This window comes from Phormidium sp. FACHB-1136, from assembly GCF_014697375.1.
Taxonomy (GTDB): domain Bacteria; phylum Cyanobacteriota; class Cyanobacteriia; order Phormidesmidales; family Phormidesmidaceae; genus Nodosilinea.
Map to the genome: position 1 here is coordinate 1 of NZ_JACJRS010000038.1, position 19,480 is coordinate 19,480.

General features: G+C 56.9%; 18 protein-coding genes. 9 read left to right on the forward strand and 9 right to left on the reverse strand.

The window, feature by feature from the left end; genetic code table 11:
- Nucleotides 1-298: 298 nt before the first annotated feature.
- From arsB to H6G62_RS12960, 3 genes are all read right to left on the reverse strand, one after another.
- A complete protein-coding gene (gene arsB, locus H6G62_RS12950) occupies nt 299-1,450 on the reverse strand; it encodes an ACR3 family arsenite efflux transporter (protein WP_190495735.1) in 1,152 nt (383 codons plus the stop codon).
- Nucleotides 1,451-1,516: 66 nt separating this feature from the next.
- Complete coding sequence (locus H6G62_RS12955; RefSeq protein WP_190495737.1) at nt 1,517-1,846, reverse strand: metalloregulator ArsR/SmtB family transcription factor; 330 nt, start codon at nt 1,844-1,846, stop codon at nt 1,517-1,519.
- 83 nt (nt 1,847-1,929) lie between these two features.
- Nucleotides 1,930-2,436 (reverse strand): MEKHLA domain-containing protein, encoded by a 507-nt coding sequence (locus tag H6G62_RS12960; RefSeq protein ID WP_190495740.1) that lies wholly within the window; start codon nt 2,434-2,436, stop codon nt 1,930-1,932.
- Between the two features lie 289 nt (nt 2,437-2,725).
- Here H6G62_RS12960 and H6G62_RS12965 point away from each other — a divergent pair, with 289 nt between their 5' ends.
- Nucleotides 2,726-3,055 (forward strand): helix-turn-helix domain-containing protein, encoded by a 330-nt coding sequence (locus tag H6G62_RS12965; RefSeq protein ID WP_190495742.1) that lies wholly within the window; start codon nt 2,726-2,728, stop codon nt 3,053-3,055.
- Between the two features lie 49 nt (nt 3,056-3,104).
- Entirely contained in the window at nt 3,105-3,977 is an 873-nt protein-coding gene (locus tag H6G62_RS12970) for a metal ABC transporter permease (protein WP_242051978.1), read from the forward strand.
- A 137-nt stretch (nt 3,978-4,114) separates the two neighbouring features.
- Here the strand turns inward: H6G62_RS12970 and H6G62_RS12975 are convergent, their stop codons facing one another.
- Together H6G62_RS12975 and H6G62_RS12980 are read right to left on the reverse strand one after the other, a co-directional pair.
- Nucleotides 4,115-4,582 carry a hypothetical protein gene (locus tag H6G62_RS12975; RefSeq protein ID WP_190495744.1) on the reverse strand — a complete coding sequence of 156 codons (468 nt, stop codon included), beginning with the start codon at nt 4,580-4,582 and terminating at the stop codon, nt 4,115-4,117.
- 31 nt (nt 4,583-4,613) lie between these two features.
- The gene (locus H6G62_RS12980; RefSeq protein WP_190495746.1) at nt 4,614-5,027 is read right to left on the reverse strand and encodes a thioesterase family protein; all 414 of its coding nucleotides are present in this window, start codon (nt 5,025-5,027) and stop codon (nt 4,614-4,616) included.
- Between the two features lie 328 nt (nt 5,028-5,355).
- On the opposite strand from H6G62_RS12980, the gene H6G62_RS12985 reads away from it, so the two are divergent.
- The 5 genes from H6G62_RS12985 (at nt 5,356) to H6G62_RS13005 (ending at nt 12,363) form a co-directional block, all read left to right on the forward strand.
- Entirely contained in the window at nt 5,356-6,210 is an 855-nt protein-coding gene (locus H6G62_RS12985; RefSeq protein ID WP_190495749.1) for a universal stress protein, read from the forward strand.
- A 631-nt stretch (nt 6,211-6,841) separates the two neighbouring features.
- Entirely contained in the window at nt 6,842-8,170 is a 1,329-nt protein-coding gene (locus H6G62_RS12990) for a CmpA/NrtA family ABC transporter substrate-binding protein (protein WP_190495751.1), read from the forward strand.
- A 147-nt stretch (nt 8,171-8,317) separates the two neighbouring features.
- Complete coding sequence (gene ntrB / locus H6G62_RS12995) at nt 8,318-9,163, forward strand: nitrate ABC transporter permease (RefSeq protein ID WP_190495753.1); 846 nt, start codon at nt 8,318-8,320, stop codon at nt 9,161-9,163.
- Nucleotides 9,164-9,453: 290 nt separating this feature from the next.
- Nucleotides 9,454-11,448 carry a nitrate ABC transporter ATP-binding protein gene (locus H6G62_RS13000; protein WP_190495755.1) on the forward strand — a complete coding sequence of 665 codons (1,995 nt, stop codon included), beginning with the start codon at nt 9,454-9,456 and terminating at the stop codon, nt 11,446-11,448.
- 75 nt (nt 11,449-11,523) lie between these two features.
- Nucleotides 11,524-12,363, forward strand: a complete 840-nt coding sequence (locus tag H6G62_RS13005) for a nitrate ABC transporter ATP-binding protein (protein ID WP_190495757.1) — start codon at nt 11,524-11,526, stop codon at nt 12,361-12,363.
- Nucleotides 12,364-12,447: 84 nt separating this feature from the next.
- Here H6G62_RS13005 and psb29 read toward each other — a convergent pair whose 3' ends face one another.
- Both psb29 and H6G62_RS13015 read right to left on the reverse strand, forming a co-directional pair.
- Nucleotides 12,448-13,197 (reverse strand): photosystem II biogenesis protein Psp29, encoded by a 750-nt coding sequence (psb29, locus tag H6G62_RS13010; protein WP_190495759.1) that lies wholly within the window; start codon nt 13,195-13,197, stop codon nt 12,448-12,450.
- Between the two features lie 312 nt (nt 13,198-13,509).
- Nucleotides 13,510-14,166 carry a glutathione S-transferase family protein gene (locus H6G62_RS13015; RefSeq protein WP_190495761.1) on the reverse strand — a complete coding sequence of 219 codons (657 nt, stop codon included), beginning with the start codon at nt 14,164-14,166 and terminating at the stop codon, nt 13,510-13,512.
- A gap of 116 nt (nt 14,167-14,282) precedes the next feature.
- Between H6G62_RS13015 and cobA the strand changes: the two genes are divergently transcribed.
- Both cobA and coaE read left to right on the forward strand, forming a co-directional pair.
- On the forward strand, nt 14,283-15,836 hold the full coding sequence (gene cobA / locus H6G62_RS13020) for a uroporphyrinogen-III C-methyltransferase (RefSeq protein ID WP_190495763.1): 1,554 nt from the start codon (nt 14,283-14,285) through the stop codon (nt 15,834-15,836).
- Nucleotides 15,806-16,429 (forward strand): dephospho-CoA kinase, encoded by a 624-nt coding sequence (coaE, locus tag H6G62_RS13025; RefSeq protein ID WP_242051979.1) that lies wholly within the window; start codon nt 15,806-15,808, stop codon nt 16,427-16,429. The genes cobA and coaE overlap by 31 nt, the downstream gene beginning before the upstream one ends.
- On the opposite strand, the gene H6G62_RS13030 is transcribed toward coaE, so the two are convergent.
- Both H6G62_RS13030 and H6G62_RS13035 read right to left on the reverse strand, forming a co-directional pair.
- Complete coding sequence (locus H6G62_RS13030) at nt 16,388-18,922, reverse strand: hypothetical protein (protein WP_190495765.1); 2,535 nt, start codon at nt 18,920-18,922, stop codon at nt 16,388-16,390. The two genes, coaE and H6G62_RS13030, sit on opposite strands and share 42 nt — an antisense overlap.
- 15 nt (nt 18,923-18,937) lie before the next feature.
- Complete coding sequence (locus H6G62_RS13035; RefSeq protein ID WP_190495767.1) at nt 18,938-19,390, reverse strand: SRPBCC family protein; 453 nt, start codon at nt 19,388-19,390, stop codon at nt 18,938-18,940.
- Between the last annotated feature and the right edge of the window lie 90 nt (nt 19,391-19,480).

The window sequence follows — 19,480 nt, forward strand, 5'->3', positions numbered from 1 at the left end:
GAGCCAACTTTGATTCAATCCCATCCCAACTACCAGACCCTCCTGAACTACGGGGTTATCGCCGCATAGACTGGGATCACAGCCTCCTAAATCTGTCCGGAGTGTTGTCAAGCACTGGCTTTGCGTGTGATGGCGAACAAACTTGAGCGTGGCGAAATGATGTAAATCTCCTAGGCTCGATGCAACCATGCTTCAATGTGCAATCGTCGCATCTCAGCCGTTAAAAGATATGACACGGGCAAGGGGATTAAGCCCCTTATTCGTAGGCTGTAGATACACCTCATCCATGGGAGAACCGCTATATGCCTGGGGGAAGACAGCGGGGATCTCGGAGATTGGCTTTTTCGGGGTCGCGGGGGAACCAGAATGCGGTTCTCTTGCAAAATTCCACCAACATCAGCATTACGGGCACCTCAATTAACACGCCGACCACCGTAGCTAGGGCTGCGCCAGAGCTGAGCCCAAACAGTGTGACGGCGGTGGCAATGGCGACTTCAAAATGGTTGCTGGCCCCAATCAAGGCGGCGGGGGCAGCGTCTTCGTAGACCATACCCAGGCTTTGGGCGGCTACATAGGTGAGGCCAAAAATGACGTTGGTTTGAATGAACAGCGGTACCGCAATCATCAGGATGTGCAGGGGATTGCGCACAATCAAATCACCCTTGAAGGCAAACAACAGCATCAGGGTAGTCAGCAGGGCAATGACGGAAATTGGGCTGAGATATTTCAGAAACACGTTTTCAAAATAGGCTTGGCCCTTGTGGCGCAAAATCCAGGTGCGGGAAACGGCCCCCGCCAGCAGCGGCAGTCCTACGTAAATTAGCACCGATAGCACAATGGTTTGCCAGGGTACGGCCAGATGATTGGCGGCTAGCAGCCACCGCCCTAGGGGGGCATAGAGAAACAGCATGGCCAGGGAGTTCACGGCCACCATCACCAGCGTGTGTCCTTGGTTGCTAAAGGACAGATATCCCCACATCAACACCATGGCGGTGCAGGGGGCAATGCCGAGTAAAATACATCCGGTTATGTAGGAATCGGCCAGGGCAATTTCTGTGCCGCGAATCAGTTCTGTTTCTGAAAGAAAAGGTCGAAATAATCCTCCCAGAAGAACCTGCGCAAATAGCACCATGGTAAAGGGCTTGATCAGCCAATTAACCACCAGAGTTAACATTACAGGTTTAGGGGTACGGGCGGCTTTTTTGGCTTGGGAAAAGTCAATTTTCACCATGATGGGATACATCATGAAAAAGAGGCAGATGGCAATGGGAATTGACACCTGATAAATACTCATGGCATCCAACGTCACCGCGACCCCAGGAAACAACCGCCCCAGAAGAATCCCGGCCACAATACAAAGAAACACCCACAGGGTGAGGTACCGCTCAAAGCGGTTGAGCCTCCCTCCCGCCTGGACGGCCTTGGGGCTAGGGTTGGGTTGAGCATCCATACAGGGCATCCCTGAAACAACAACACTTGATAAGCCCTCTCCATCATTTCAAAGTTTCTTGATTTGTCAATCCACCTTGGGTGGGCAGGGGCGGGCGGGCAGCATGGGACTAAAGCGGCGAAATTCGGCGAGATACTGTTCTAGGGCTACGAATTGGGGCAAGTTGAGGCTGTAGTAAATCCAGCGACCTTCCTGGCGAGAGCGGACTAACTCGGCTGTTTTTAATGCTTTGAGGTGAAACGACAGCTTGGACTGGGCGACCCCCATTTGGTCACATAGATCGCAGACACAGAGTTCCTGACTGCGCAGCCGATCCACGATATCTAGGCGCAGGGGATCGGCTAGGGCTTTGAACCCTAAAACAATTAAGCTTGATGTATTTGATATCTCTAGCATCCCGTCCCTTGGGGTTTTCTGGCTATGGTGGGTTCGCGTTAGGCGACGTATCCGTTGGCAGGGCTTGGATGCGTTCGCTGGGGCTAATGCATCGTACCAGCTTCATTTTCGCCATCGAGATACTGCCAGTGGTGAAACAGGGCGGCTTGGCCGTAGGGAGTGCCTGTCTCATCGTTTACCGTCCAAACGATGGCGTTTTGGATGGTGAATCGTCGCCCAGATTGGGCAATCCGTACCCCGGCATAGTCGCTAATGTAGCCCTGTTGAGCGACTTCTGCCAACAGCCTAGCCCGTTCTTCCTGGTTGGGGGGCTCCGCCGACAGCCGCGAGGGCAGGGTGGTGAAGGCTGGCCAAGACCACTCAAACAAGCGTTGGGCGGCGAGGTTCGCGTAGTTAAAAATGGGGTCGGCCTCGGTGCCATGGGAGACCAGCACAAAGGGCGCTTCGTATAGGGCTTGGGCTGCCACTACCTTGGATAGGGCGGGATGGATGAGGTCTTCCCCCAGCAGGCGACGGAAGCTATGGCGAAGACGCTCCGTATGGCCGACTAAATAGTGGTTAGCCGGATTGGGAGCCTGGGTCTTTTCCACGATATTTCTCCTCCTGTATTGCCTAATTCTATCGGAAATGTACAGGACACTAGAGGGTCGTTTTCTTCAGCTTTGCCCCTATTGAAGTCTTGGATAAAGTCATACCTTTCAGCCTTGATATCGAGTCAGATGGGTGATTATCCTGAAAGGAAGATAGGAGCAAACATAGGGTTGTCGTAATTTAGCAGACGCTTGTTTGGTCGAGAATATCATTGGATTCTAGATTTTTTGATTCTAGGATCTTTGAGATATTGATCTCCTTCTACGGTTGTTCCATGGGTGCCGGATCATGTCAGAAAGAGTGGGTGCGATGGAGAGCGCTACGACGCATTTTGGGGCTACCCCAACGGTTTGCGAGGGTAGTGGCTATGAGGATCGCCTGTACAATGTGGTGGCTTATCTCAAGCAAGTTCGGTTGGGTCAAGGGTTAAGTATTACCGATGTGGCCCAACGCAGTGCCCTTCCTCCCAGTTTGATCCAGGCGATGGAGGGCGGCGAATTCCAGAACTTACCGGAGACCTTACCCAAGGGAATCTGCCTTCAGCGCTATGCCGATGCCCTTGGGCTGAAGGGGGCTGAGATCGCCTGTGGGTTCTCGCGACGGGCCAGTGCCCGCTAGGCCGGGGGGGAAATCCGTCGCCTAAGATAGTCGCCTAAGATAGCGATGGATGCTTTTGCGACGGTGCGCCATGGATGGGTTGCTTGCCCCTCTCAGTTACGACTTTATGCGCCAAGCCCTGGTGGCGAGTGTGCTGGTGGGAATTCTGTGTCCTGTGGCGGGGACGTATTTAATTGTGCAGCGCATGGCTATGTTGGGGGATGTGGTAGCCCATGGCGTGTTGCCCGGTTTGGCGATGGCCCAAGTGTTGCGCCTGCCAACCCTGTTGGGGGCTTTTGCTATGGGGCTATGCAGTACAGCGGTCATCACCTGGATTCGTAGCCAGTCGCGGATTAAGGCCGACACCGCCATGGCGATCACCTTTTCCACCTTCTTTTCCCTAGGCATTACGCTGCTGACGGTGCTCAACACCCCCATCAGTCTAGAGGGCGTACTATTTGGCGATATTCTCAGCATTACTCGCCAAGATCTGGGCCAAATTGCCATCATTACCCTACTCGTGCTATCCGGGGTGAAGGTTTTCTATAAAGAACTACTCTTTTTTACCTTCGATCCCCTGGGGGCCGAAGCGCTAGGGCTGCCCGTCCAAGCCATCAACCTGGGGTTAACGGCGGCGATTACCCTAGCCATCATTGCCGGAATTAAAACCGTAGGCGTGATTTTGGTGGTAGCGCTGATGGTTGGCCCCGCAGCTACCGCCTACCTCCTAGTGAAGGAACTGCACTGGATGATGGTTTGGGGCGCGGGGTTTGGGGTGCTGTTTGGAATTATCGGCCTGTACGCTAGCTACTACCTAGATCTTCCCTCCGGCCCCGCCATTGGACTAACGGTTTTTTTAGGGTTTCTTTTGGCCTTGTTATTCAGCCCTCGCCAAGGCATTCTCACCCGCAGCCTACGCGCCCGGAACCGCGAGGACTCCTAGGGTAACCGTGGAAACGCCGAGGGTTAGCGCCCTTCTGGGATGACCTCGATCTCCACAAGTGCTCACAGATTAGCTTTCCCCTGGCAAATTTCTACCCCCGGATCAACGTTGGTTCCCTGAAATATCACTTGCACCATTCAGCTCATTCCCAGATTAATGATTTCTCCCTTAAAACCTTCACCCGTGGAAACTGCTGGCTGATTACCAGAAAGTTTTCCTGTTGTTGCTGGACTTGCGTTTTGGCTAATGTAGGGTAACTCCATTTTTCGTGCCCGGAGGGAGTACAGCAAGCCCCCAAAAGCACCAAAGATAAGGATTGATATAATAGCCCGTATGTCTTGAGTTAAATTCTCTGAAAAGCCAGTAAAATATATGATTACAATAGGCTTGCCATCTCGATAGGTCAAGAAAAGAGTGAAGGCAAAACTTAGTAGTAATCCGAGGAGAAAACAAAAAAGATAAGACCAGATACGACTAAAGTGTTGCTGTTTACCACCTGCCTGATCGCGAATTTCTTTGCTAGACTGCCCTCCAGCTTGGCCTTGCGTTTCTGTTGATGGGGGGCGCTGAGGATCTGGATTCGCTGCGGAGTTAGTGACAGCCATTGGGGATTCCTTTTATGAGTAGAGCACAGCATCATCCTAGGGCCGCTTGTAGGTGATCGGGCAATCGACGCAGTACCCGCCGACTGGTGAGATCCACCGTGGCTAGGGTGACAGTGCCCTCTAGACAAAGTTCTTGGGTGACGGAGTTCAGCACTTCGTATTGCCATACCAGACGCACACCCTTAAAGGGATCCGTCCGGGCCTGAATCAGCGCCTCATCCCCCAGCCGCAGGGATTGGCGATAGCGCAGGGCCATATCCACCACGGGCAAATCTACCCCGGCCTTGATCCAGTCGGCAAAGGTGAGGTTGTGCTGTTGCAGGTAGGCCACCCGCGCCTCCTCTAGCCACGCGATATAGGTGCCGTGCCAGACGATGCCAGCATAGTCGGTGTGATGGGGATGAACGACCACGCGGTACTCAAACCAGGGAGGCGAATCGGTCATAGGTTATTTGGAACAGGCCAACAGAGACAGGATAGAGCAGGGATCAGGGTAATCGCTGGTTGACGGACGAAACTTGCCAGAACCCAGATCCGTCTCAGGGGCAGGAAACCTGACCTCTACATTAATCTACGACCCATTGGCCCGTCCGTGACCCCGTTGATCAGCCCGTCAATACAAATTATGAATGGTCGCCGAGTAGGTTCAAGGCCCATGCCTATGATGGTTGAGGTAGAGGACGCGCAAGGCGTGATTCTGCCTGCCATTACGGTGGTTTACCCGCGTTTTGGCGGATCACGACTTTTATTCGGCAGTTTGAGACGAGGATCCCATGATAGAAAAAATTCTTTTGGCCGACTCTGGCACCGGGAATACCGAAGCCATGATGAAGGTGCTGATGGATATTCCCCTCATCCAGCGGGCGGCGGTGACGGTACTCCATGTAGTGCCCTCCCAGGTATCTGCCGAAACCATGGCTAGCAAGTGGGAGGAAGGGGGACGCACCCTGGCTACGGCGATTCAGAACCTCAACCTCGATCCGGGCAAAGTGACGGCGGTGCTGCGGGAAGGCGATCCCAAAGATGTCGTGGTGCAGGTGGCCGACGAAACCGACGCCAGCCTGATTGTGATGGGATCGCGGGGGCTGCAAGGGCTGAAGGCCATCCTGGAAAATTCCGTCAGTCAGTATGTGTTTCAACTGGCCTCCCGGCCCATGCTGCTGGTGAAGGACGACCTCTACACTATTCGCCCCATCAAGCGGGTGCTGGTGGCCATGGACAAATCCGACTCGGCCAAGGAAGGGCTAAACATCGCCCTCACCCTGCTACGCGACATCAAGGGCGGCGAACTCACCCTAGTTCACTCGGTTTCTAGCCTGAAGGCCAAACCCTTTGATATCACCACCATTGATGCCAACGAAGACCCTGTGCTTTTGGCGGCAGCGGAAGAGGCCCGCAAGTATGGCGTCCCCTACAAACTAGCGGCCCCCGAAGGCAAGGCCGGACAGCGCATCTGCCAATTGGCGGAAGACCGCAACATCGACCTGCTGATTCTCGGTTCCCCTGACCGTCGGCCCACCATCGCCAAGGGCTTGCCCGACCTGGATAAGGTGCTGGGCGAATCGCTGACCGACTATGTGCGGGTCTACGCCCCTTGTCCCGTGCTAATCACCCGGATGCAGGGCTAGGCTGAGATTAGATCCCAGGGTTCTTCAATGGGTAGCCCACCAATAGCGGCATCCCCAGCCAGAACCCTGGGATCTGGGGCAAACACCGCAAGTAGCCCGCTAGCAGGGGTCTCCGAGGAGGCCCCTGCTTTGCGTTGGGCAGAGAATTTTCCCCGGATTATGCAAAATCTACATGCAAATCATGCATGAAAAGTATCGCCCAGGGCAAAACGTAACGAAACATACAAAATACCCAGGGAAGTTTGAATAATTTGTTAACAAACATAACCAAGCTATTTTTCAAGGTCTAATTCTGCCGAGATTTTGTTCAGCCGCTAGAAGCCAATTTATGTTTGAGAGGGTCACGCTTAATTGAGTTCAGATTGGCTTGTCTGCGTTCAGTGGAAATAGATTGTTACAGTCGCTCACGCCTTTTCTTTGAGGCTAAGTTATCAACCCATCGGATGTGCAAATAACGCCTGAAAACGGATCTGTCGATTCTAATTTTGGGCTCTGTATTTGCTTCTACTGCTGGGTTGATATCTGGAAGTTGTGTTGTCGATTGCCGATTTATTTTTGTCAATTACGTCAGTTTTCCCCGTTGATAGGGTGGTTTTGCCCCAGGTTATTAGGATTTTCTCAAGGATCAACCATGACTCGTCTCAATCGTCGTAAGTTTTTGTTCACCGCTAGCACCGCCGCCGCTGGCACCGTTTTCCTTCATGCCTGTAGCCAAGGGGGTTCCAACACCGCCGCCGATGCGGGCGCTGATGCGGGTTCCTCAACTGCTCCCGCCGCTGGGCCTGTGGAAGGGCTAGAAACCACCACCGCCAAGCTCGGCTTCATTGCCCTAACGGATTCTGCGCCGCTAATCATCGCTAAGGTGAAGGGCTTTTTCGACAAGTACGGCATGACCGACGTGTCCGTCGAAAAGCAAGCCTCCTGGGGCACCACCCGCGACAACATCGTGCTGGGTTCCGGCGGCGGCGGCATTGATGGGGCACACATCCTCACCCCCATGCCCTACCTGATTTCCCAGGGCATCGTTACCGATGGCAACAAGGTACCGATGTACATCCTGTCTCGGCTGAACGTCAACGGCCAAGGCATTTCCCTACCCAATGAGTATGCCAGCCTGAATGTGGGGGTAGATAGCAGTCCTCTGAAGGCCGAGTTTGCGAGGCTCAAGGCTGGCGGCAAGGAACTGAAGGCAGCCATGACCTTCCCCGGCGGTACCCACGATATGTGGATTCGCTACTGGCTGGCGGCGGGTGGCATTGACCCCGACACCGAAATTTCCACCATTGTGGTGCCCCCGGCCCAGATGGTAGCCAACGCCAAGGTGGGCAATATGGATGCCTTCTGCGTGGGCGAACCCTGGCCCCTACAAACCGTGAACCAGGATATTGGCTTCAACGCCCTCACCACCGGGGAAATGTGGAAAGACCACCCCGAAAAAGCCTTTGCCATGCGGGCCGAGTGGGTAGACGCCAACCCTAACGCCACCAAGGCGCTGCTGATGGCCGTTTTGGAGGCCGCTATGTGGTGCGACCAGCCGGAAAACAAAGAGGAAATGTGCCGCATTCTCTCCGAGCGGGCCTGGTTTAACGTGCCCTTTGAAGACATCATCGACCGATCTATGGGCAAATTTGACTTTGGCAATGGCCGGGTAGAAGAACTGCCTGACCTAATGCAGAAATACTGGGCCGACAACGCCTCCTACCCCTACAAGAGCCACGATCTCTGGTTCCTAGTCGAAAATATTCGCTGGGGTCTGCTGCCCAAGGATACCGATGTCAATGCTTGGGTGGATGCCGTTAACAGGGAAGACCTCTGGCGCGAAGCGGCTACCGCCATCGGCCAGGAGTCGGCCATTCCCGCCAGCACCTCTCGCGGTGTAGAAACCTTCTTCGATGGCGTTACCTTCGACCCCGAAAATCCCCAAGCTTACCTCGATAGCCTCAAGATCAAAAAGGTCTAGTTCTGAACCTGGCCACCACACCCCGGAGATCCCCCTAAATCCCCCTTAGGAAGGGGGACTTTGACCGCCCTCTACTCCCCCTTCCCAAGGGGGGCTGGGGGGGATCCCACCCAAATCAAGCCGCAACCTCGCCACTGGAGATCACCGATGACCGCACCCCTTGATATTCGTCCGACCCGATCAGGCTTTAATGTGGCCCGTTTGGGCCAACAGGCACTCAATTGGCTAAAGGGTCTGATTCCCCCCACGGTGGCCATTTTGATTTTTCTGGCCATTTGGCAAGTGCTGACCATGGGGCCTAGCGCCACCCTGCCGACCCCTATCCGCACAGTTCAAGATACCTGGGAACTGATTATCAATCCCTTTTTTGACTATGGCGGCACCGATAAGGGCTTGTTTTGGCAGGTGTTCACCAGTCTGCAACGGGTAGCCATCGGATTTTCCTTGGCGGCGGTAGCGGGTGTAGCCCTTGGCATTTTGGTGGGAACCAGTCCACTGATGTATAGCGCCCTTGACCCCATTTTCCAAATTTTGAGAACGGTGCCTCCTCTGGCTTGGTTGCCCATTTCCTTGGCGGCCCTTCAGCAGGCAGGGCCAGCTTCTATCTTCGTGATTTTTATTACCGCCATTTGGCCCATCATCATCAACACCACCGAAGGTGTTCGCCAAATTCCCCAGGACTATAACAACGTTGCCAAAGTTCTAAAACTCTCCAAGCCCACCTACTTCTTCAAGATTCTGTTTCCCGCCACGGTGCCCTATATTTTCACCGGGCTTCGCATCGGGATTGGCCTGTCTTGGCTGGCCATCGTAGCGGCAGAAATGTTGATTGGTGGCGTCGGCATCGGCTTCTTTATCTGGGATTCCTGGAACAGTTCCCGCATCAGCGACATTATCATCGCCATTGTCTACGTCGGTGTTGTGGGTCTGCTGCTGGATCGGTTGATTGTCTTTATCGGCACTTTAGTTCTACCTGAAGAACAGAAGAAATAGCCTCCTCACCTAGCCCTCACCCCCAGCCCCTCTCCCATGGGGAGAGGGGAACTGTAAGGGAAATCCTAGGGTTCTTTGACTTAATCCAAGACGGTAACAAATCATCCAAACAAGAACCCTAAAGTCTGGTTTAAATAGAGCATCTCGCAGGGTGTATTAGCCAAGCAATGCACCACCAAATTAACTACGCTACACCACATAGCTTTGTTGGATTCTGCCATCGCGCCACCCAACCTACACCAATTCAATCTTGCCTCCCCAGTCCCAAATCCCCAATCTCCTAAAGAACCATGGCTGTTTTTGTTGAAGTTGACCACGTTGATCGCGTCTTTAACCTGCCCAATGGTGGGGAATATATTGCCCTAAAAAATATTGATCTGCATATTCATAAAGGGGAATTTGTTTCCCTGGTGGGCCACTCTGGCTGCGGCAAGTCGACCCTGCTGAACATTCTGTCCGGCTTAGATCAACCCAGTGCTGGCGGCATTGTTCTAGAGGGGCGGCAGGTGACGGAACCTGGTCCAGACCGCATGGTGGTGTTCCAAAATTACTCTCTCCTGCCCTGGCTAACGGTGCGCCAAAACATCGAGCTAGCGGTGGATCAGGTGATGGGGCACCATCCCAAGGCGGTGCGCAAGCGGATGGTGGATCACCACATTGAGATGGTGGGTTTGCAAAAGGCGGCAGAGAAGCGACCGGGGCAAATTTCCGGCGGGATGAAGCAGCGGGTGGCCATTGCCCGTGCCCTGGCGATTCGGCCTAAGCTGCTGCTGCTGGATGAACCCTTTGGGGCGCTGGATGCCCTGACAAGAGGCGGCTTGCAGGAACAGCTCATGCAGATTTGCCAAGAGCACGAGGTGACCTGTGTGATGGTAACCCACGATGTGGACGAGGCGCTGCTGCTGAGCGACCGCATTGTACTGATGACCAACGGCCCCGAAGCCCACGTCGGCCAGATTGTGGATGTGCCCTTCCCCCGCCCCCGCGAGCGCATGGAAGTAGTGAAGCACCCCAACTACTACAGCCTGCGCAACGAGATTGTTTACTTCCTGAACCAACAAAAGCGGGCCAAGCTGCAACGGAGCAAGCCCGTGGTGGCGGTTCCAGCCAACGGCCTAGAGAAGGTGAATCTAGAACTGGGCTTTATCCCCCTGGTGGACTGTGCGCCGCTGATTGTGGCCAAGGAAAAGGGCCTGTTTGAAGCCAACGGCCTCAGCCAAGTGACCCTCAACCGGGAGCCAAGCTGGAATGCCATTGCCGATGGCGTCACCAGCGGTCGGCTAGATGCCTCGATGATGGTGGCCGGGATGCCCCTGGGCATTACCCTGGGCTACGGCAACCAGCGCCCCACTCCGATGGTGAGTGCCCTCACCCTCAGCCGCAACGGCAATGCCATTACCTTCAGCAAGCGGCTTTACGACCAGGGCGTGCGTTCCCTGGCCGATTTCAAAGCGGCCCTCGACCGTCGGCCCGACCAAGTCCACACCCTGGCGGCGGTGCATCCTACCTCCATGCACAACCTGCTGCTGCGCTACTGGCTGGCGGCTGGCGGCATCGACCCCGACCGCGACGTGAGCGTGACGGTGATTCCTCCGGCCCAGATGGCCTCGAACCTGAAGTCGGGTACCATCGACGGCTATTGTGTGGGCGAACCCTGGAATGCCCGTGCCGTGGCTGAGGGCCAAGGCGTGGTGATGGCCGTCGACAACGACATCTGGCCAGGACATATTGAAAAGGTGCTGGGCGTCACGGAAGCCTGGGCTAACCAATATCCCAAAACCCACGTTGCCCTAGTGAAGGCGCTGCTAGAAGCCTGCGAATACTGCGACGACCGCCGCAACCGGGAAGAAATCGCCGAAATGCTGGCCCGTCCAGAATACGTCGGTGCCGATGAAACCCTGATTCGCCAAGGCTTTGTTGACCCCTACGACCGGGGCGACGGCAGCGAACCGCAGCAAGTCCTCAACTACATCCAGTTCTTTACGGGCAAAACCAACTTCCCCGATGTTACCGAGGCGGTGTGGATGATGACTCAAATGGCCCGCTGGGGCATCACCCCCTTCCCCCGCAACTGGCTAGAAATTGCTGAACGGGTGAAGCGCTCCGACATCTTTGGCCAAGCCGCCCGCGAACTGGGTCTGCTCGATATTGGCCGCGACCGCCACGCCATCACCCTCTTCGACGGCATCTCCTTCGACCCCGACCATCCCCTCGACTACCTCAAGCAATTCCCCATCAAACGCGACCTCCGCATCGAGGAAATGCCAATGGAAAGCCGCCGATAATTTGGGCATCTAAATCCCCCGTACGGGCGCACGGCGGTGCGCCCCAACCCAACCCCTAATCCCCAATTCTTGACCATGCAAGTGCTAAACTCCCTCACCCAATCCCCCACCGATTCCCTCACCCAGGAACCGTTTCTCGTCATTGACAACCTCTCGAAGGTCTACCCCACCCCGACCGGAGAATACGTGGTGCTCGATGGCATCAACCTAACGGTGCAGGAGGGGGAATTTGTCTGCGTCATCGGCCACTCCGGCTGCGGCAAATCTACCCTGCTGGATATGGTGGCGGGTTTTCGGCAACCCACCGAAGGCCAGGTACGCCTAGAAACCCAGCCGATCCAAGAACCCGGCCCCGACCGCATGGTGGTATTCCAAAACTATTCCCTGCTGCCCTGGCTGACGGCCTACGAAAACATTTATCTGGGCGTGGATTCCGTCTTCCCCAACAAGCCAGAAAAGGTGAAGAAGCGCATCGTCATGGAGCATCTGGCCCTGGTTGGCCTAGAGGAAGCCGCCCACAAAAAACCCGGTGCCCTCTCCGGCGGCATGAAGCAGCGGGTCTGCATTGCCCGTGCCCTGGCCCTGCGGCCCAAGGTGCTGATTTTGGACGAACCCTTCGGTGCCCTCGACCCCATCACCCGCGAGGAACTTCAGGAAGAGCTACTCAAAATTTGGCAAGACCACAAAATCACTGTGTTGATGATCACCCACGACATCGATGAAGCCCTGTTTTTGGCCGACCGGGTGGTGATGATGACCAACGGCCCCGCCGCCCAAATTGGCGAAATTATGACCGTGCCCTTCGCCCGCCCCCGCGACCGCAGCCGCATCATGGAAGACCCCCGCTTCTACGAACTCCGCAACGAAGCTCTCGACTTCCTCTACCACCGCTACGCCCACGACGACACCGAATAAGCGAAGGCATCCATCAAGAGTCAACCTCCACCTCAGCCGATCTCCTTGCGGGGAAATCGGCTGGGGTTACCCGTGAAGGGCGCACTAACCTGCGTTCTCGCCACCCTCGGCGGGGGTAGGAACAGCTTCCACCACCTCGGCGGCTTCGGCTTCGGCGGCTTTCTGGCGGTCTTCGCGCTTTTTGCGTTCGGCGGCCAGCATGTCCTTCATCACTTCCTGGGCCTGGGCGAACTTCTCGATGTTGCTGCGGTAGAGTTCCAAATCCTTGGAGAGCTTATCCGCCGAGAAGTTGAGCTTGCCCGTAAGATCCCTCAGTAGGGCCTCAAAGGATTCCTTGTTTTTGAGCAGGTCTTCCCCAGCGACGGCTTCGATTAGGGTGTAGAGGCCAATGCCAAAGGGACGGCTGTACTTGAATTTTTCCTTGGTGGCCACGGTGCCGAGGGTGCCGCGCAGTCCGCCGCTGTGGGCCGCTTCCGCCAGGTTGTCAAACTGGGCTTTGAGGTCGTCGAGGGATTGCCCCGCTACGGCGGCTTTCATGGCTTCGGCATCGCCCCGGTACTGTTCGGGGGAGCTTTGTACCGAACGACAGAGGGCATTAAAAATAGACGCCTTATCGCTTTCGGGTTCGTAGCCTTCCATGAAGCGATCAAAGGTGGTAACGATACCCAGGGCGTAGAGGGGATCGTAGGCGAAATCGGCGTTGACCGAGAGCAGGAGCATTTCCACCAAAAGCTCGTCCACCACACGACGGTAAATGGAGTTGATGGGGCGGGTGTGGTGAGCGTAGAACTCCCGCTTGGCGTCAGAAACCGTGCGTACAGGTGCGTTATTCACAGCCGAATGTCAAAAAATACAATGATCCCATTGTCCCGTGTGACTGTGCCTTTGCCAACCCAGGGAGACCGTACTCGGCCCCAAGCAGCCCTATACTCTTACCCTCAATCTCTTTACTATCGTCATACCTGGTCGATCCCCCTAAATCCCCCTTAAAAAGGGGGACTTTGAATCCAGTTCCCCCCTTCATAAGGGGGGCTAGGGGGGATCACCCCTAGGAACTAAGCAGAGAATAGAGACGTGTGTATGAGCAGTAGCCTCCCTGGGAGAGGGGCTGGGGGTGTAGCTTGCTTCCCGCAGGGTGGGATTCCTCTAACCCTTGGCCATGCGGGCTTTCATGCGATCCCGGAAGGCGGCGATCATTTCCTCGGTGGGTTGGGTGGCTTGCCATGCGGGGCGGGCGACGAGGCGGGCCGTCCAGGCTTGCAGGGTGGGGTAGTTGGCCATGGGCAGACCCATTTTCTCGAACCAGGGGGAGAAGGTACCCGCCACAATATCGGCCAGGGTGAGCTGGTCGCCACCGAAGAAGTCGCCCTCGCCCAGTTTGTCGGCGTAGAACTTGAGGACGCCGTCGATTTTTTGCTTGGCCTGCTCCACCGCTTCGGGGGATTCCGTCCCAAAGCCCATCATTTCCTTAAACAGGGGCGTCATGGCGGGGTTGAGTTCGTTCAGGGTCACCATTTCCACCATGCGGGTGTTGGCCAGGGCGATGGGGTCGCTGGGCAGCAGGGCCGGGGTGGGATACTTGGCTTCGAGGTAGTCCAAAATGGCGAAGGATTCAATCACCGAAAAACCGTCATCCACCAGCACCGGGATGTGGTGAAAGGGGTTCAGAGCCAGGAATTCCGGCTTGAATTGGTCACCGCCGAGGTTCATCTCCACCGCCTCAAAGGTCAAACCCTTTTCGAGCAGGGCCACCCAAACCCGGCGAGAATTGACAGACAGCGGCGTGTGGTAGAAGGTCAGCATGGTTGCAGCTCGTAATGGGGACGGGGGACGGTCGGCAAAACTGCCGAGTAGACGTAACGTTCCTCGGTAGGATGAAGGGGGCTACCCTAGCCCATCCTACGACGAATGTTTGACCGATGACCCAGCCGGGAACCGTTTACATTGTGGGCGCTGGCCCAGGCCGCATGGATTACCTCACCCTGCGGGGGCACGACCTGTTGCAGCGGGCCGATTGCCTGGTGCATGACGCCTTGGTGGATGCCGATCTGCTGACGCTGTTGCCTCCCCATTGCCAGGTGCTTGAGGTGGGTAAGCGGGGCGGCCAACCCAGCACCCCCCAGGCCGACATTGACGCGCTTTTGGTGCGGCTCTGTCAGGCGGGTCATCAAGTGGTGCGGCTGAAGAGCGGCGATCCGTTTATCTTTGGGCGAACAACCTCGGAAATTCAGGCGCTGCGGGAGGCAAGCTGTCCCTTTGAGGTGGTGCCCGGTATTTCCTCGGCCTTGGCGGCTCCGCTGTTGGCGGGGATTCCCTTGACCGATCCGGTGTGGAGCCACGGTTTTGGGGTTGTCACCGCCCACGATCCCGACCTGCTCGATTGGCCTGCCCTCGCCGCCCTCCATACCCTGGTGGTGTTGATGGGCAGTCAGCACCTCGACGAAATTGTTCACCGCCTGCAAAACAACGGCTGCCGAGGCGATATGCCCGTGGCCATCATTCGCTGGGGCGGCCATGAGCAACAGCAGGTCTGGGAGGGCACTCTGCTCAGCATTCGCCAGGTGGTGAGAGGCCAAACCCTTTCCCCCTGCGTGATGGTCTTCGGCGAAGTGGTCAAACTCCGCCCCTACCTGACTTCCCCCATCCCCCCGTCCCCCCCTCTCTCCCTCGCTCAATCTTCCCTTCACCAAAAGACCATCCTCATCACCCGTGCCGCTGGCCAAAACAGCCAGTTTGCCGACCTTCTTACGGCCCAAGGTGCCCAGGTAATCGAGCTTCCTGCCCTAGAAATTCGGCCTCCGGCGAGTTGGGACGCCGTGGATCAGTCCATTGAGCAGATAGATACCTTTAACTGGCTGATTCTCACCTCGGCCAATGCGGTGAATTTTTTCCTAGATCGACTGCTGGAACTGGGGCGAGATCTGCGGGCGCTGAAGGCCCTGAAAATTGCCGTGGTGGGCACCAAAACCGCCGCCGTCCTCAAACAGCGGGGACTGTTGCCCGACTTTGTGCCGCCGGATTTTGTGGCGGATTCCTTGGTCAGCGATTTCCCTGCGAACGTGGCCGGACAGCGGATTCTCTTTCCACGGGTGGAGAGCGGCGGGCGCGAGATCCTGGTGAAGGAATTTTCCGCCGCTGGGGCCGAGGTGGTGGAGGTAGCGGCCTACGAATCAGGCTGTCCTCTAGTGCCGGATGCAGCGGCAATCCAAGCGATTCGTCAGCATCAGATTGATGTGATTACCTTCGCCAGTTCCAAAACGGTGGTGCATACAGCCCAGCTTTTGGAGCAGGGGCTTGGCCCCGATTGGCGGCAATATTTAGAAGGCATGGCGGTGGCCTCCATTGGCCCCAAAACCTCGGATACCTGCCGGGATCGACTGGGCCGAGTAGACCTTGAACCCGCCGAATACACTTTGGATGCCCTAACGGAGGCGATTGTGGCATGGGCCAGCGCAGCATCAACCAACCCATGACCCACCAGCGGATTATCGGCCTAACCGGGGGCATCGCCACGGGCAAATCCACCGTGTCTCGGTATCTCCAGGAAGCCCACCAGATCCCGGTGCTGGATGCCGATGTCTATGCACGACAGGCGGTGGAGGTGGGTTCCCCGGTGTTGGGGGCGATTGTGGCTCGCTACGGTGCGGCGATGCTTGAGACGGATGGCTCTCTGAATCGCGGCAGGTTGGGGGAGGTGGTGTTTAACGATGCCCAGGAAAAAGCGTGGCTAGAGCAGCAGATTCATCCTGTGGTGCGCCAATGTTTTCAGTCAGCTATGGCGGATTTGGCCGATGCGCCCATTGTGGCTCAGGCTATCCCCCTGTTGTTTGAGGCAGGTTTAACGGATCAAGTCACAGAAATTTGGGTCGTGGCCTGCATCCATGACCAGCAGCGCCAGCGGTTGATGGAGCGCAATGGTTTGACCGTGGCACAGGCCGAGTCCCGAATTGCCAGCCAGATGCCCCTAGCCGAAAAAATTGCCCTAGCCGATAGGGTGCTGGATAATTCTGGCGACTTGGAAACCCTATTCCGCCAGGTGGATCAGGCGTTGGAGCAAGGCGGCTAAGCCCTCGGCGGTGGGGGCTTTGGTGCGGGTGTAGGCACTGTAGGGGGAGCCTTGGGTGCGGCCCTGCTTTTTCAACCACAGCAGGCTGATGGTGGTGCGAGGGGGTAATTCTGGCCAAAGGTGATTGTGGTTCGAGACATCCACCACGCCGCCCAGGTTGGTTTCGGCCTCTAGCCAGTGGCGCAGGGGGGCACTGTTGCCCATGGCCCAAAAGGGATCCATCACCACCGCACACCGTCCACCGGGACGCAGAAGTTGCAGGCTGCGTTCTAAAAACAGGCGCGACCAGTACAGGCGGGCTTGGGTTTGGCCCGGTGCGGGTTGGGTGCTGTGGGGATAGTGGCCAGATCGTCGAAAATACTGACTGGGCAGGGCAAACTGGCCGCGATAGTTGGCCCAGGCTTGGGTGAGGTCGGGATCGATGGTAAGCACCTGTTTGTGGTTGTTCAAAAAGGTGGATGGCGTCACGCCCTTGGCTTCAAATAGGTCGGCTTGGGCCTCTAAAAAGTCGGCCTCGGTGGGCTGCACCACCCCGCCCGGAAAGTGGCTCACAATCAAGTCAAAGCCGCCCCGTTCTTGAATCAGCCGATCAAAGGAAAAGCCCCAATGGAACGGGTTTGTGGCCGTCACGTCGGCCAAGGTGAGGGGACGGGTGTGGCGATGGCCGTCGGCATCGTACTGAAGGACGCGAATTCCCAGTTGTTGACAGGCTTCCTGCCAGAATAATTCCGTGAGTTTGTCCTGGGTGGTTTGGTTGAGGTCTTCCAGGCGGTCGCGCAAAAAGTCAGCCTGGGCATAGATGGGCACGCTACCGCTTTCCCCCAGTAGTTCCATCTGGCTGCGGTAATGCTCTACCCGCACCTGCCGTTCGGCCAAAATCGCCTGATAGGTGTTGGCCATCAAGGGCTGCAACAGGTTGCCCTGTAAGGGAAGATCGGCGGCATCAGATCCCTCCCCCGCTGCCCCCCGACGGCTTTTAATGACTGACTGGTCAAACCGTTCCGCATCTACCGACACCAGCCCCATCAGTGCATTGCCCACGCCCAAGGTAAGGCTGAGGTCGGGCAAGCTGGCCAACTCCTGGGCGCTGTGGGTGTGTTGGATGCCCACCAACAACATTTGCAGACGAGCCATGTCTACGGCCTCAGGCCAGTGATCCACACCGTACAAGCCGTGGCTGGCAAGGCGGCGATAGAGGCTGAGGGCGCGGCGATCTGGCTTGCGTGGCTCTGGGGAGGGCACCCAGTCGGGCAGGGCCACCTTGGCATCGAGGCTGGCAATGGCGGCTAAACCCTGGGCCACATACAGCCAGTCCTGCAAGGCCACCCGCAGATAGCGCCCAGAGCCACAGGCGGGGTCGAGTAAACTGATGTGGCCCCATCGTTCCAACAGGGTACTAGCGGCGGCGGCGGGCACCGTCAGCAGCAGATCCGCCAGGGAACCATAGCGCTGCCCAGTCCCTTGGGTCGCCAAGTCCAGGGCTAGGGCGTTGATGGTGCGATCTCCCACCCCCCTCAGCAAGGGAACTGGGGTGGCCAGGGCGTCTCCCCCGTGGGCGTTGACAGCCATCTCCAGGATTTCCGGTAGCCAATCCCCTAGGGCCGTGGCGGGGGCCATCAACAGATCGCCTAACCACTCCAGGGCGGGCTCAAAGGCAGCGTCGGCTAGGAACCGTTGACCCCAGCGCTGGTCGAGTTCCGTGGCACCAAAGGGATGGCGCGGCAAAAAGGGGAGCGGGCCAAGGCGATCAGGCAACGATGGGGGCCATTCTTCGCTGGGCAGCGCCAAGCCATGGGTGGCAAGAGGTTGCAGAATATCGACAAAAAAGCGATCCGCCCCCCGCTGCTGGCTTTGGCCAAACTGGTTGTGCAGATACCATTCATCGCCGCCCAGATAGCCAAGCTGCTGAAGCGACGCCACCGCCATCAACCGCAGCATGAGAAGGAGGGCAAACCGCTGCCGTTCGGCCACCGTACCCCAGTCGGCCAAGGCTTGGGTAAGGCTGTGCCAAGCTCGCTGAAACCCCTGGTAACGGTCGGCGGTGATGGGCAGATCATCGCTATTCAGTGCCGATCCTAGGTAAGGGAAGCGATCCTGATGCGCCCAGTGCAGCCGCCGCAGTCGATTGGCCCAAGCCCGATCCCCCTGACCTCGGATTACCACCCGAAACCGCCAGGGTGAGTCGCTCTGGGGATGGGTGCGCCAAGCCCACAGGCTACGCTGACCATCGGTAGCCCTGACAACCACCAGGGGATCCGCCACTGTTGAGGTGAGGCGTTGCAGTCGAGAGGCTAGCCCCCGTCGGCTTTCGGCCCCATCCCCCAAAAGATCCGCCATCCCCAAGATGACCGTTGCTGTCCCCCGCCGCGCCAACGTCAGCGCTACCGTCGAGGACGCATCGGGCCAAGCATCAGAGACAGCCTCCCAGCCCAAATCCTGCAAAAAGAGGGTTTCAAGGGCTAGATTGTCGAGGCTTTTCTGGAGTCCATCCATCCCCTCCACCCGTTCCTAGGCGGCGGGGGGCTGGTAGTGGGTTTGGGCATAGTCGCGGAAGCGGTTGAGGTCAGACTGAAGGGTGGCTTCCACCAATCGCCCCAAAAACAGCCCGTCCATCCATTTAATAATCGAAGGAATGGCGTAGGACACCGTGAGCTTGACGCTGGATTGACCTTCCTTGCGGTCGTAGAACCGAATTGCGCCCTTGTTGGGCAGACCGTCAATGGCTTCCCACTGAATAATTTGGTGGGTGACGAGGTTGGTAATTTTGGAACGCCAGGTGAACTCCAGCCCTCGCGAGGCCAGTTTCCATTCCGACAGTTCCGGGTCTTCGGGCGGAATGCGGACAGAATCAATCCATTTCATCCACTTCGGCATTTGTTCGAGATCGCACCAGAGATCCCAGGAAGTCTCTACCGGAACATTCACATCCACAATTACGCTGTGGTCAAGCCATTCACTCATGGGGGCTACCTGCCATCAATCCGCTATTACCAGAATACAAGGGTTCCCCAAGTTTGCACGGATGCGCGATGCGGGGGACTACGGGAAATC

Excerpts from the sequence above, each read along its gene's own strand:
- arsB (WP_190495735.1), bottom strand. The coding sequence starts at position 1,450 with ATGGATGCTCAACCCAACCCTAGCCCCAAGGCCGTCCAGGCGGGAGGG.
- H6G62_RS12955 (WP_190495737.1), bottom strand. The coding sequence starts at position 1,846 with ATGCTAGAGATATCAAATACATCAAGCTTAATTGTTTTAGGGTTCAAA.
- H6G62_RS12965 (WP_190495742.1), top strand. The coding sequence starts at position 2,726 with ATGTCAGAAAGAGTGGGTGCGATGGAGAGCGCTACGACGCATTTTGGG.
- H6G62_RS12970 (WP_242051978.1), top strand. The coding sequence starts at position 3,105 with ATGCTTTTGCGACGGTGCGCCATGGATGGGTTGCTTGCCCCTCTCAGT.
- H6G62_RS12975 (WP_190495744.1), bottom strand. The coding sequence starts at position 4,582 with ATGGCTGTCACTAACTCCGCAGCGAATCCAGATCCTCAGCGCCCCCCA.
- H6G62_RS12980 (WP_190495746.1), bottom strand. The coding sequence starts at position 5,027 with ATGACCGATTCGCCTCCCTGGTTTGAGTACCGCGTGGTCGTTCATCCC.
- H6G62_RS12985 (WP_190495749.1), top strand. The coding sequence starts at position 5,356 with ATGATAGAAAAAATTCTTTTGGCCGACTCTGGCACCGGGAATACCGAA.
- H6G62_RS12990 (WP_190495751.1), top strand. The coding sequence starts at position 6,842 with ATGACTCGTCTCAATCGTCGTAAGTTTTTGTTCACCGCTAGCACCGCC.
- ntrB (WP_190495753.1), top strand. The coding sequence starts at position 8,318 with ATGACCGCACCCCTTGATATTCGTCCGACCCGATCAGGCTTTAATGTG.
- H6G62_RS13000 (WP_190495755.1), top strand. The coding sequence starts at position 9,454 with ATGGCTGTTTTTGTTGAAGTTGACCACGTTGATCGCGTCTTTAACCTG.
- H6G62_RS13005 (WP_190495757.1), top strand. The coding sequence starts at position 11,524 with ATGCAAGTGCTAAACTCCCTCACCCAATCCCCCACCGATTCCCTCACC.
- H6G62_RS13015 (WP_190495761.1), bottom strand. The coding sequence starts at position 14,166 with ATGCTGACCTTCTACCACACGCCGCTGTCTGTCAATTCTCGCCGGGTT.
- cobA (WP_190495763.1), top strand. The coding sequence starts at position 14,283 with ATGACCCAGCCGGGAACCGTTTACATTGTGGGCGCTGGCCCAGGCCGC.
- coaE (WP_242051979.1), top strand. The coding sequence starts at position 15,806 with ATGGGCCAGCGCAGCATCAACCAACCCATGACCCACCAGCGGATTATC.
- H6G62_RS13030 (WP_190495765.1), bottom strand. The coding sequence starts at position 18,922 with ATGGATGGACTCCAGAAAAGCCTCGACAATCTAGCCCTTGAAACCCTC.
- H6G62_RS13035 (WP_190495767.1), bottom strand. The coding sequence starts at position 19,390 with ATGAGTGAATGGCTTGACCACAGCGTAATTGTGGATGTGAATGTTCCG.